This is a genomic window from Synechococcus sp. H60.3 (assembly GCF_047462295.1).
Classification (GTDB): domain Bacteria; phylum Cyanobacteriota; class Cyanobacteriia; order Thermostichales; family Thermostichaceae; genus Thermostichus.
On the sequence record NZ_JANSIY010000066.1, the window covers coordinates 1 to 12,802 of the forward strand.

Here is a 12,802-nt window from a genome sequence, read left to right on the forward strand (position 1 = left end):
GGGGCCGCGCCTAACCGGGAGGGCCTGGTGCTGCTGGATCTGGAAATAGAGGCGGGGAGAATTGCCCGCATCCAAGCAGCCAATGGGATCCCACCTCAGGGGATCGCGAGCGTAGATCTGAGGCGGGGCCAGGTGTGGCCCTGTTTTGTCGATATCCACACCCACCTGGACAAGGGGCACGTGTGGCCGCGCACCCCCAACCCCGACGGCACGTTTGCCGGGGCAATCCGGGCTGAGCAGGAAGACTGGGCCAAAATGGAGCGGGCCTACGCCGGCAGGCACGAAAAACTTTGGCAGGATATCTACCGCCGCTGCGACTTTGGCCTGCGCTGCAGCTATGCCCATGGATCCCAGGCGGTGCGCACCCACCTGGTCTGCAACGGCCCCCACGCCCAGGTGAGTTGGGAGGTGTTTGCCCAGTTGCGGCGAGAGTGGGCGGGCAGACTGGAGCTGCAGGCAGTGACGTTGACCCATTTGGACTTCTTTCTCACGCCGGCAGGGGAGAAGCTGGCGGACAAGGTGGCAGAGCTGGGCGGGATCCTAGGTGGGGTAGCGGCGATGGGGCCGGAGCTGGATGAGCAGTTGGAGCGGGTGTTTGCCCTGGCCCAGGAGCGGGGGCTGGATCTCGACTTCCACACCGACGAGATGGAGGATCCGGGATCCCTCACGTTGAGACACGTGGCAGCAGCAACCTTGCGCCATGAGTTTTCCGGCCAGGTGGTGTGCGGCCATTGCTGCAGTTTGGCGGTGCAGCCACCGCAGGTGGCCCACCAGACCATGGCCCTGGTCAAAGAGGCGGGGATCGCCGTGGTCAGCCTGCCCATGTGTAACCTCTATTTACAAGACCGCCGCCCCGGCCACACGCCCCGCTGGCGGGGGGTAACGCTGCTCCATGAGCTGAAGGCTTTGGGCGTGCCGGTGATGATAGCCAGTGACAACTGCCGGGATCCTTTCCACGGCTTCGGGGATCACGACGGCCTAGAAGTGTTTCGGGAGGCCACCCGCATCCTGCACCTGGACACCCCCTACGGGGATTGGCCGCAGGCCATCACTGCCACCCCGGCCCGTAGGATGGGCTTGGTAGAGGCCGGACAAATTGGGGTGGGCCTGCCGGCAGACTTGGTGCTGTTCAAGGGCCGGGGGTTTGACGAGCTCCTTTCCCGACCTCAGCACGATCGGGTGGTACTGCGCCAAGGCCAGCCCATCGACACGGCGCTGCCGGACTACGCAGAGCTGGACGACCTGATGGAGGGGGTGGGGCGGGCTTAGCCAGCAGGGTTGGAGAGCCAGGCTTTAATCTGGGCGGCAATGCGCTGAGCAGCGCCAGGGGATCCCATACGCCGCTGCCCGTGGGCCCGCAGTTGGGCGGCGTAAGCGGGATCGCTGGCCAGGCGGTCTAGAATTTGGCAGAGCACGGCAGGGGCCTGCTGGGGTGAAGTGAGGTGGACGGCGGATCCCAGGAGACGGGTTTGAGCTTCGGCAAAGCGGGGGGTAAATTGCGGCCCCTCCCCCGGCAGGGTGACCACCGGCTTCCCCAAGCCCACACATTGTTCGGTGGCCGTCCCCGCCATGGCCAGCACTGCCGTGGCCCGGTGGGCACAGGTGCCGAAATCTCCCCACACCAGGAGCAGGTCGCGGCGCCAAGAGGGGATCTTCTCCTGAAGAGGTGCCCGCTCCAGGTTGGGGCTGAGGGCGGCGTAAACTTGGATTTCCGGCGGCAGCTGCTCGACCACCTGCATCATCAAGGCCCAGTTGCGGTAGGCCTCTGGCGGGCGGGATCCCGGCAGCAGCAGCACCGCAGGCCGGTCGGGATCCAAAGGCAATTCTCCCCGCGGCTCCAAGTCATCCATCATCGGGTTGCCCAGGTAGAAAGCCCGGAGGCCCCGCTTTTGCAGAGCGGTGGCCGTCAGCTCATCTCGCAAGAAGGAGCCGCGACAGCGCCTACGGGCCATGAGCCAGCGCTCCCAGGGCAGATAATCGGAAACCGGCTGTCTCAGCCAAGCGCGTCGGTAGGGCCCTTGTTCGTCCCGCCAATAATAGTCCGACTTGGCTGTGCCCACAAAGACGTAGGGGCTGCCGCTCCACCAGGCCATTAACAAAGGCACAATGTCCCCCACCGCCAGCACCAGCTCCACTTGAGCCGCCGCCTGGCGAACCAAAGCCAATTGCCGCCCGGTCAGGCCCAGCAAGCCAGCACGCAGATCCCGCCACAACTGCCGCCAATCTTGATAGATAAATCCCCCCGAAGGCATCACCTGGGTCAGGGGCAGCAGCGGGATGCCGCGGCGGCAATAGGCGGTGCCTTCCCCCACAATCGGCAGGGCTTGCACCGAGATCCCCAGGCCAGTCAGGGCCAGGGCGATGCGACTACCTACCTCATCTTCCCCGTGGCCATTGCTCAGGCACAGCACCCGCGACAAATTCTGTGGATTCATTGGCTAGAGGATGGGGGTTCAACTCTGAAGTGTTGCCGCCTCTATTCGAGCTAAACGAGCAGAACTTCGTAGCCTACCCAAAATCTCCCCTTAAAATAGAGCCAACCTGCGAGGGGAAGCCAGGGTGATGATCCGCAATGAGCGACAACGAGCTGAGTTTATTGCAGCGGTGGAAGCTTTGCACCTGGAAGGCCCTTACTTCGTCGAGACCCGTCTTACCCGTCAGCGAGGGCATTTTTGGCGGGCGGTGAAGGATGTGGCCGCCGGCCAGCCCTGGTGGGAGATCCGCTACTTTCCTGCCTGCGAGTGCTACGCTTGGGCCTACCTGCCGGAAGGGATCGGCCCCCGCGAGTTTGCCTGGGGACACACGCCGCAGCAGGCTTTCCTCAACGCCCTTTGGCACCAGCCTGCTTCCTTTGCGGACAAAGGCTAGGGCAGGTGCCAGAAAAACCGTTTCAACTTACAGTAAAAAAAAAGATTAAAACTCCCACACGCAGGGGACATGAAACCGCAGGCCGTCGCCCGTATCCTGGATGCCAACCTCGACCGAGCTCGTGAGGGATTACGGGTGCTGGAGGAGTGGTTTCGCTTTGGCCTAGAAAACGGCGAGCTGGCTGGCGAATGCAAGGCCATGCGCCAGGCCCTAGCTCGTTGGCACAGCGACCCGCTGCGGTTGGCCCGCGACACCGCTGCCGACCCGGGCACCCAGATCTCCCATCCCCAGGAAGAGGAGCGGCGGGATCTTGGCCACGTGTTGCAGGCCAATTGCAGCCGTGTGCAAGAAGCCCTACGGGTGCTGGAAGAATACGGTAAGCTGGCCGAATCTCACCACTGGTTGGCCCCAGGGCTGGCCAAGCTGGCCAAAGAGATGCGCTACCGCCTCTACGTTCTAGAAAGCGAGCTGCTGGAGGGATCCCTGCGCCAACGGCTGTTGGCGGCTCATCTCTACCTGGTCACTAGCCCGGTGCCCCACTGGCTGGAGGTGGTGGAAAAGTCCCTGCGCGGGGGGGTGACACTGGTGCAGTACCGCCGCAAGAACCTCCCCGATAGGGAGATGCTCTGGGATCTCAAACAGCTGCGGCAGCTGTGCGACCGCTACCAGGCGTTGATGATCGTCAACGACCGGGTGGACTTGGCTTTGGTCAGCCAGGCGGACGGCGTGCACCTAGGCCAGACAGATCTGCCGGTTGCCCAAGCCCGGCAGCTGCTGGGATCCCAGCGCCTAATTGGCCTCTCCACCACCAACGCTGAGGAGCTGGCCCAAGCCCTCAGTAGCGGCGTGGACTACATCGGCGTCGGCCCTGTCTATGCCACTCCCACCAAAGCGGAAAAACCCCCTGCCGGCTTGGAGTACGTGCGCCTAGCTGCTGAGAAGGCCCATCTGCCCTGGTTTGCCATCGGCGGCATCGATCTCCACAACCTGGCCGAGGTGCGCCAGGCAGGCGCCAGCCGCGTAGCCGTGGTGCGGGCCCTGATGGAGGCGGCGGATCCCACCCAGACTGCCCGCGCCATGCTGGCGGAGCTGCAAGGGATCCCTGCTCTATCCTGGTAAGGAGAACCCCACTGTTTTCTCATCGATGGCAGAAGCCGCAAAAGATCTCAAAGAGCTCCCCGATCGCAATCGGCAAGGCAGCGGGGATCCCGGCTTGAGCGGGATTGCCACCGAAGTGCAAGGGGAACTGATGCGGGAGCTGGATCTGATGATCCGGGCCCGCTACCCCCTGATCTACCTGGTTTCCCCCGAAGAGGAGCCGGCGGACGCCGTGCTCGTGCAAGTAGCCAAGAGAACCGATCCGCCGCGGCGGCTGCTGTTTTGGGATTTGGTGCGGGGCTGGCAGGATACTGGCGAAGACCGTGGCTCCATCATGGCCGCCCTAGGGCGGGTGTGGCGCTCGGCTCCCCAGGAAGACACCCTGTTTGTGCTGCGGGATCTGCACTTTGTGCTGCGCAACGCCAGCAGCGACAAAAATGCCCCCATCCTGCGGGAGCTGAAGAACCTCAGCCGCGAGCTCAAGCGCACCCGCAAGACGCTGATCCTGCTCAGCCACACCCTGGAAGTGCCCAGCGACTTAGCCGAGGAGATCACTGTTGTCGACATTCCCCTGCCCAACAGCGAGGAGATCAACCGCCTCATCCAGCTCTACGTGGCCCCGGAAAAACTCAAGCTCAGCCCTCTAGGTCGCGAGCAACTGGTCAAGGCCTGTCAGGGGCTGAGCCGCGAGCGCATCCGCCGCGTCTTGGCCCGCGCCTTGGCCGCTAAGCAGGAGGTGAACGAGGCCGATATTGACCTGGTGTTGGAGGAGAAAAAGCAGGCCATCCGCCAGACCGGCATCCTGGAGTTTTTCACCGCCCGCGAGACCCTAAAAAGCGTGGGCGGGCTGGACAACCTCAAAGCTTGGGTGCGGGTGCGCCAGGAAGCCTTTACCGAAGAGGCGCGGCGCTACGGCCTGCCCAACCCCAAGGGGGTGCTGCTGGTGGGGATCCAGGGCACCGGCAAGTCTCTCTCGGCCAAGACCATCGCCAATGAGTGGCGTCTGCCCCTGCTGAGATTGGATGCCGGGCGCCTATTTGCCGGCATTGTTGGCGAATCGGAAAGCCGCGTGCGGCAGATGATCCAACTGGCGGAGGCCATGGCCCCCTGTGTGCTCTGGATTGACGAAATTGACAAGGCCTTTGGCAACATCACCAGCGGCGCCGACGGGGATTCGGGCACCAGCCGCCGGGTGTTTGGCAGCCTGATTACCTGGATGCAGGAGAAAACCAGCCCGGTCTTCATCGTGGCCACAGCCAATAACGTGCCTTTGCTGCCGCCGGAGCTGTTGCGCAAGGGCCGCTTTGACGAGATCTTCTTCCTCAACCTGCCCACCGAAGCCGAGCGCAAGGAGATCTTCCGGGTACACCTGCAGCGGTTGCGCCCCAGCCGCCTGCGGGAGTTTGACCTGGATGCCTTGGCAGCGGCTGCCCAGAACTTCAGTGGCGCTGAGATTGAGCAGGCCATTGTAGATGCTATGTACAACGCCTTTGGGGGCAGCGGCAGCGGCGCTCGGCGAGACTTTACCCAGGAAGACATCCTGCAGGCCATCCGCGAAACTGTGCCCCTGGCCTCCATTGCCCGCGACCAGATCGAAAGTCTCAAGTGCTGGGCTGCCCAAGCAGGCGCTAGAACTGCCTCCCAGGATGCCCAGGTGCTGCAGGAGATGAAGCAATGTTTTGCGGCTTCGTAGAGGGAATCCCCAAATCTTCTCGGCTCGAAGGAAGCAAGCGTTAACACTCCTGCCAACTCGCAGTCCACAAACCGACGCGTAAAGGCGTTGTCAAACCGCCCCTCCCCCGTTCCTTGAGGCAAAGCCCCAAGGTTCTGCTTACTTTCTTCAGCAGGTTGGGCCGGAACCCCCTCTTTCTCGCGTAAGACCCACGCAGAAGCTGGCCACCGGTCGGGTTTTTCACCGCCACTGGGCAGCTCGTTTGCCTTCAAGAAGCTGGCTTTTGCCCTGTAGCTATGCAAGCTGCATGAGCTTACGGGCTTTTCCGCCCGGCACTCAAGTACAGGGCCACCAAACTATCCCGTTGGGAAACCCACCAGGCTCAGGTTCAAGCCCTGGAGTCGGATTCCCGGCAGGCGGCTCATTTGTAACTGGGACTTGCCACTTTCCCTTCCTGAGCACTACTGACGTCTCTGGGGACGGATGGTTGAGACAACCACCCCCTCAGGGATCCCGTCGTGTCACAATGGGTAAAAATTGGCTTTGTGTCTTGGCGCTGTGCTCAAGCCCCTCTACTACCGCGAGATCCCTTGCCCAGATACCGCTCAAGTGCTGCGCTGGCTGCAGGAGCACCTGCCTCTGCCTACGGGCAGCCAAAAGGTGCTTACCCCCAGCGGTCTGCGCCTAGAGGGATCCGGAGCCAAGCTGGCCGCTTTCCTCTGGTCGGGGCTGAACACCACCTATCTCAAGATCTTTCAGTGGTCAGAGCGGCCTTTCCCCCGGCAGAACCGCTGGCTAAAGGAAGTGGAGAGGGCCATCCAAAGCCAATTTCCCCACCGCTACCCGCAGTTGCCAGAGGTCGATCCCAGCCAGGGATCCATCTTTGAGCAACTGGAGCCTTTTTACCCGCAGACGGTAAAGTACTTCCGCCGCATTCCCAACGGCGAGTTCGACCTGCAGCGGGTTTACTGGTGGGAGAAGCGCTGGCGGGAAGAAGTGCAATCCCCCCATCCTCAGCGGCAGCCGGTGCTGTTTCGCCAGCCGGCCCCTGAACCTGCCCCCTTGGAGTGGGACTTGGTGATCGTGGGCGGGGCGTTGGGGGCCATCTACGGCGCAGCCATGGCCCGCCTAGGCTATCGCGTAGCCTTGGTGGAACGGCTCCCCTTTGGCCGCATGAATCGGGAGTGGAACATTTCGCGGCGGGAGCTGCAGACGCTGGTGGAGTTTGGCCTCCTCAGCCCTGAGGAGATGGAGAGCCTCATCCTCAGGGAATACACCGATGGGTTTAACAAGTTTTTTGATGGCAACAGCCCCGTGCGCGCCCCCGTCTTGCACACGCCGACGGTGCTCAACCTGGCCATTGATGCCGAAAAGCTCCTGCAGCTCTGTGGTCAAATCTTGAGATCCAGGGGTGGTGCCATCTACGAGCGCAGCGAGTTTCAGCGGGCCTACATCGAGGAGCAGGGCGTCACAGTGGTGGTTAAGTCCTTAACCACTCAAGAAGCGTTCTCTCTAGGATCCCGCCTGTTGGTGGATGCCATGGGGACGGCCTCCCCCATTGCCCAGCAGCTCTACGGCCGCCGCGCCTTTGACAGCGTCTGCCCAACGGTGGGGGCCACCATTGCAGGGGGGTTTGAGCCGGGGGTTTGGGATCCCCAATTTGGCGACATCCTCGCCAGCCACGGGGACATCAGCCGCGGTCGGCAGCTCATCTGGGAACTATTCCCTGGGCCAGGGGAGGATCTCACCTTCTACCTGTTCCACTACCACCAGGTGCATCCGGAAAACCCGGGATCCCTCTTGGAGTTGTACGAAGACTTTTTTACCATCCTGCCCGAGTACCGCCGCTGCGACCCGGAGCACTTGCAGTGGAAGAAGGCCACCTTTGGCTATATCCCCGGACGCTTCGGCCAGCAGCCAGCTCCCAAAGAGCCCTTCGACCGCGTCCTCTTGATTGGGGATGCGGCAGCCCTGCAATCACCCTTGAGCTTTACGGGGTTTGGATCCCTGGTGCGCAACTGCTCTCGCCTGTGCGATTTGCTGGATACGGCCTTGCGCCACGACCTGCTCAAAGCCTCTGACTTGGCTCAGGTTCGCGCCTACCAGGGCAACTCCGCTGTCACTTGGTTGTTCTCGCGGGGGATGATGGTGCCCACCGGCAAGGTGTTGCCGCCTGAGCGCATCAACGCCATTCTCAACAGCTTTTTCGGCATCCTCACCACCGAGCCGCCCGAGGTGGTGGACGACTTTATCAAAGACCGAGCCGGTTGGCTGGCCTTTAACCGCATGGCCGTCAAAGCCGCTCTGCAGAACCCGCGGCTGCTGCTGTGGATCTGGGAAGCAGTGGGGGCAGAAGGCTTTGCCCGCTGGCTGCCCACCTACTTCAGCTACACTGGCCTGGCTTTGCTCTCAGCTCTGCTGCGGGGCTGGTTCCCCAAGCTGGTGCGGCGCCTGCAACCCTGGCTGGAGTCCCGCTACCCCCGCCTGTGGTTGCGCTGCCTGAGCTGGAGCTACACCCTCACCTATGGGGTAGGCCAGCCGCGCCTGGAGTTTCATCTCCCCGCTCCCAGCTCTCCTGCCGGGCAAAACCTGCAAAACCCAATACCGACCTGGATAGAAGAAAGGGCCTAGGCCGGAGACTTTCATCGCACCAGTTGTTTCTAGGCTTTCGCTCTCTTGGAACCACCGTCTCTCTAATGTCTGTAGGAGAGGTGGGTGCCGACTGTTATGTGGGCAGAATCAACTCGCAAAAAATCTCGATGAGTGCTAGCATTCGCTACCTTGGTTTGCTAGCAGTTTTCTCCCTTATCTGCACAGGATTGTTCACCGGAGCGCTCATCAGGCAAGGCTCCCCGCTTGCGTGCCAAAGCATCCATCCCCAGGTAGTAGCCGGCGGAGAAAGAGTTCTGTCCACCTGCTTTTTAGCCTTGGCAATTGGCCCAAGTTGAGTATAATCAGTGCCTACTATCCACCAACATTCAGGTTCAGGCCGATGAGGGTTGGGAAGGGATCCCAACTTAAGTCGGTCGAGGGGCTTCTAGCCTCTTTTGGCAAGATCTCTATTTTCGCGAGAAAACTCTGTAGGACTGAATCCAATGGTTTATACCTTTGAGATCATCGGCATTGCCCCTGCCCTCGATTTTTTCTGTCAGCAGCAGGAGCTGGCAAAGCGGCCTTGTGGGGTAGAGTACCTGGGCACCCGCCCGTGCACCCTGGATGCGCTGCTGGGATCCCTGGAGGAGGTGCCGGCGCGGCGGGGCTGGGACTGGGATCAGTTGGTCGAAACCGTCATCCGCTTTTGGTGCAGCAACCCTGATTTGGTGAGTTTGTGGCGGTCTCGCTTTCGGGATGCTGGGGAAGATGCCCTGTTGGTCTCGCGGGTGGGGCACATTCAATCCTTACAGCGGGAGTTTGAGTGGCTGCTCAACCAATGAGATCCATAAACCGGGTAGGCTAAGGGCAGGATTGGTTCGTGACTACCCATGAGCGACACCGTTTTTAGCAGGATCATCCGCAGGGAGATCCCGGCCCAGATTGTCTACGAAGATGAGCGGGCCATCGCCTTCAAAGACATCGCCCCTCAAGCCCCTGTCCACATCTTGGTGGTGCCCAAGGAGCCTATCCCCGGCATTGCCCAGGCCAAGCCCGAACACGAAGCGTTGCTAGGGCACCTGCTGCTGACGGCTCAGCGGGTGGCTGCCGAAGCTGGCCTCAGCAAAGGTTATCGCTTGGTCATCAACCAAGGAGAAGATGGCGGTCAAACCGTCTTTCACTTGCACATCCACGTCCTGGGCGGTCGGGCGATGGGCTGGCCGCCAGGCTAGCTCTGGGTTTCCCCCAGCTAGAATGCTGGGAAGGCGGCTGGCGCACGAGGTCTAGGGGCAATGGAGTGGCATGTCACCGATGCGGAAAGCCTGATGATCATCGATCAGGAGGTGGGCAAGCATGAGCTTTCCCCTGCCGAATATGAGGTGGTGCGTCGGGTAATTTACGCTACTGCAGACTTTGAATATCTTCACCTCCTCCGTTTCGCCAACGAGGCGCTGCAGGCGGGGGCGGCGGCTTTGGCGGCGCGCACCACCATTGTGGTGGACGAGCCAATGGTGCAGGTGGGCATTGCACGGGCAGTGCAGAACACCTTCTCCAACCCCATCTACTGCGGCAGCGAAGCTGTTACCCGTCCCCAGAGGGACAAGACCCGCTCTGCTTGGGGCCTGCAAACCCTGGCCCAACGCTATCCTGAGGCCATCTTTATCGTTGGTCAATCCCAGACGGCTCTTTCCACCTTGGTGCAGTTAATCGCCGAGAAAGAGGTGGCCCCTGCCCTGGTAATCGCGACGCCGGCTGGGTTTGTGGATGTGGTGAAAGCCAAGCGGGAGCTGGCCGATTCGATGGTGCCCCACATCCGCACCGAGGGACGTAAGGGCGGCCCTGCCGTGGCGGCGGCGGTCTTGGATGGACTTTTGGACTTGGCTTGGCAGGCCTATGTGCAGGCCAGCAGCCCAGACCCTCCCGGCAAATCGGTTACCAGATAGACGGGAGCGCTCTGCACTTGAATCCAGATCACAGTTTCAGCGGGATCTCGGTCACTCCTCCCTCCGTCCAGCCTTGGCAAGATAAGAGCCATCTTCTCAGCGCCGGAGCAAAGAAGTGGCCTGGGAAGCGGCTAGTCGAACGGGGATCCGGTCATGCGTCAGTTGATCTGGGTTTGGGGAAGCGGCTGGCTTTTGGCGTTGACCTTGGCCGGGGGAGGGTGGGCCCAAACGGATCCCAGTCGAGTGGCGGCTCTTCTGCCCGCTGACCAGCCGGCTCTCCCGGCGCCGCCGGACATCGACCGGAGGGAAGCTCGGCTCAGCCCCTACCAGCGCTGGCAACAGCAGCATGCTGCTGCGGAGGTTCCCTTTTGTAGGTTCGAGGGGATCTTCTACCGCCTCTCTCAGAAGGCGGAACAAAGACCAGAAGAGCTGCCTTTTCCCCTGCAGCCAGCCGGGATCCCTTTGGGAGAAGGTAGCCCTTTTTTTCTACATGCCAACGGGCTGGTCTACCGAGTCTCCTATTGAAAGGGGGGAAGTGCTTGCGGCAGCAGGACAGCTATTTCTCCTCAGGGAGGGGGATCAGGGGTTCAGTAATGATTTCCCACCTTGCGATGGTGGATGGCGGTGAGGCCCTCAGGGCTGGAGACCCGTCCGGCTTCCAGGGTGCTGTACACTACCCAGTGGTCGCTGGTTTCCAGGCGGCTGACCACGCGGCACTCCAGGTAGGCCAGGGCATCAGCAAGGATAGGGGATCCGTTGGCGGCGGGGTAGGTCTTGATGCCGGCAAAGCGGTCGGCTCCCGGCGGGAAGCGCTTTAGGAAGTGGCGCATTAAGGGCTGGTAGTGGCCCTCCTGCAACACGTTAAGGACAAAGGTATCCCCCACCTGTAGGAAGGACTCAATCGCCCGATCCTTGGCCACGGCCACGCTGATCCCTGGCGGATCGCTGCTGGCCTGGGCCACCCAGGAGGCGAGCATGGCGCTGGTGGCCTGTCCTTTGCGGGCGGTGAGGATGTAAAGGCCATTGCTGATGCGGCCCAGGGCGCGATCCAGATCGGCATCCAAGGCTTTCATCTGCTGAATGTTGCGATCCCGCGTTAGCCATTGCCCTAGATCAGTGCCAGCTTCCTCCGCTGCTTGCAGCAGAGTTTCGTTCACGGGCTGCTTGAGGAGAATGGGAGGGAACACCTCTTTGGCGCCCAGTTCCTGCAGCGTGTTGCGGCAGAGGTAGACCGACTCATCATCTTCACCGCCCGACTCGAAGAGGCCAAAGCCTTGTTTGCTGTGGGCAGAGGCCAAGAGGGTTTTCAGCAGCACCTGGGTGGTGGCCGCATCTGGCCCTGATTGGGGGGGCATGCCTATCACCACGCCGGCGGCCAGGCTCATCAGCTCGCGCACCTCGTGGGCATCCAGCAGCCGCAGATCCGCCAGCTCGACGGCAACGCCGGTTTTTTGGATCCCGCGGGCAATCGCCTGAGCCAAGGCTTCTGCCTGGCCGTAGCCCGATAGGTAGAACACCGCCACCATTCGTTCGGCTTTGGCCTGCTCTAGGCTCCAGGTGCGGTAGTGCTCCACCCAGTCGGACAAGTGATGGCGCAGCAGGGGGCCGTGGCCGGTGGCAATGGCGGCAATGGGTGGCAGGGCCTCCATGCGCTTGAGGGCAGACAACACCGAGCGGGCATTGGGCCCCATGAGGCAGTCGTAGTAGAGCTTAAAGTCGGCCTGTAGCAGGTGGGGATGCTCGTCCCAGGCAAAGTCGTCGCAGTAGTGCATCCCAAAGACGTCGCAGGTGTAGAGGATCTGGGTGCCGTGGTCGTAGGTGAGGATGGTGTCGGGCCAGTGCAGGTTGGGGGCAGAGATGAACTCCAGGACATGTCCCTTGCCCAGATCCAGGCGATCCCCCTGCTTCACCACCAGGTGCCGGAAGGGCCGATGCACGAGGTTTTCCAGAAATTGCACGGCCACTTTGGAGGCTACCACTGTCATTTGAGGGGCTAGCTCCAGCAGATCCCCAACCAGGCCGCTGTGATCCGGCTCGGTGTGGCTGACCACCAAGTAGTCGATGGTGGCGGGATCCAGGATGCCTTGCAGCAAATCCAAGTACAACTGGCGAAATTTTTCGTGGGAGGTGTCAATCAGGGCCACCTTTTCCCCGCGAATCAAAAAGGAGTTGTAGGTCGTGCCATTTTCCAGGGCAAACTCAATGTCAAACCGATCCCGATCCCAGTCTTGGGAGCGGATGGCCAGGGTATCGGCCCCAATGAGCAGAGTTTGCAGCGTAAGATGAGCTGAACGCGGTGCAACTGCCGTAGCGGCCATGTTTCCCCCCTTTGCCAAATGGCAACTTTACTTAACACTCATCGTAACCCTGATGTAACTGAATGTTGGGGCCGGCAGGCGCGAGAGGGCAGCCGCCAAGTTTCGATTTTCTGATGAAATGCTTCAGGGATCCCCAAACTGCCGACCCCCAAAGGAAGTGGGAGCAAAGGCTGCGGCAAATTGGGCCAGGGTGTGGCGCAGTTGATCCAAGTTTTGGCCGGTGGCAGCGGAGACAAAGAGAGCCTTAGGATAAAGCAGGCGCACATCCTCTACCCATTCGGGATCGAGGCGGTCAATTTTGTTAAACACCA

11 protein-coding genes and 1 pseudogene are annotated in these 12,802 nt (G+C 61.5%); 9 read left to right on the forward strand and 3 right to left on the reverse strand.

The genetic code is table 11. From position 1 onward, the window contains the following. On the forward strand, positions 1-1,269 hold a 1,269-nt coding region (locus NW841_RS08275; RefSeq protein WP_414386065.1), incomplete at its 5' end, for a cytosine deaminase. Here NW841_RS08275 and NW841_RS08280 read toward each other — a convergent pair. Beyond that, positions 1,266-2,435: a lipid-A-disaccharide synthase-related protein gene (locus tag NW841_RS08280; RefSeq protein ID WP_414366601.1), complete on the reverse strand. Its 1,170-nt coding sequence runs from the start codon at positions 2,433-2,435 to the stop codon at positions 1,266-1,268. The genes NW841_RS08275 and NW841_RS08280 overlap by 4 nt on opposite strands. 127 nt (positions 2,436-2,562) lie before the next feature. On the opposite strand from NW841_RS08280, the gene NW841_RS08285 reads away from it, so the two are divergent. From NW841_RS08285 to NW841_RS08320, 8 genes are all read left to right on the forward strand, one after another. Continuing rightward, entirely contained in the window at positions 2,563-2,868 is a 306-nt protein-coding gene (locus NW841_RS08285) for a hypothetical protein (protein ID WP_414366606.1), read from the forward strand. Between the two features lie 69 nt (positions 2,869-2,937). Continuing rightward, positions 2,938-3,987, forward strand: a complete 1,050-nt coding sequence (locus NW841_RS08290) for a thiamine phosphate synthase (RefSeq protein ID WP_414386066.1) — start codon at positions 2,938-2,940, stop codon at positions 3,985-3,987. Between the two features lie 130 nt (positions 3,988-4,117). After that, positions 4,118-5,659: an AAA family ATPase gene (locus tag NW841_RS08295; protein WP_414366604.1), complete on the forward strand. Its 1,542-nt coding sequence runs from the start codon at positions 4,118-4,120 to the stop codon at positions 5,657-5,659. Between the two features lie 516 nt (positions 5,660-6,175). Further along, positions 6,176-8,269, forward strand: coding sequence for an FAD-dependent oxidoreductase (locus NW841_RS08300; protein WP_414386067.1), 2,094 nt, complete (start codon positions 6,176-6,178; stop codon positions 8,267-8,269). A gap of 464 nt (positions 8,270-8,733) precedes the next feature. After that, positions 8,734-9,072 (forward strand): hypothetical protein, encoded by a 339-nt coding sequence (locus NW841_RS08305; RefSeq protein ID WP_414366521.1) that lies wholly within the window; start codon positions 8,734-8,736, stop codon positions 9,070-9,072. Positions 9,073-9,120: 48 nt separating this feature from the next. Then, complete coding sequence (locus tag NW841_RS08310) at positions 9,121-9,462, forward strand: histidine triad nucleotide-binding protein (RefSeq protein WP_414386068.1); 342 nt, start codon at positions 9,121-9,123, stop codon at positions 9,460-9,462. A 60-nt stretch (positions 9,463-9,522) separates the two neighbouring features. After that, a complete protein-coding gene (locus tag NW841_RS08315) occupies positions 9,523-10,173 on the forward strand; it encodes a precorrin-8X methylmutase (protein ID WP_414371540.1) in 651 nt (216 codons plus the stop codon). 153 nt (positions 10,174-10,326) lie between these two features. Further along, positions 10,327-10,698: a hypothetical protein gene (locus tag NW841_RS08320; protein WP_414366525.1), complete on the forward strand. Its 372-nt coding sequence runs from the start codon at positions 10,327-10,329 to the stop codon at positions 10,696-10,698. 62 nt (positions 10,699-10,760) lie between these two features. On the opposite strand, the gene NW841_RS08325 is transcribed toward NW841_RS08320, so the two are convergent. Together NW841_RS08325 and NW841_RS08330 are read right to left on the reverse strand one after the other, a co-directional pair. Then, positions 10,761-12,491 carry a diflavin flavoprotein gene (locus tag NW841_RS08325; protein ID WP_414386069.1) on the reverse strand — a complete coding sequence of 577 codons (1,731 nt, stop codon included), beginning with the start codon at positions 12,489-12,491 and terminating at the stop codon, positions 10,761-10,763. A 123-nt stretch (positions 12,492-12,614) separates the two neighbouring features. Further along, positions 12,615-12,802, reverse strand: a pseudogene (locus NW841_RS08330) (GTPase HflX); the annotation flags it as partial.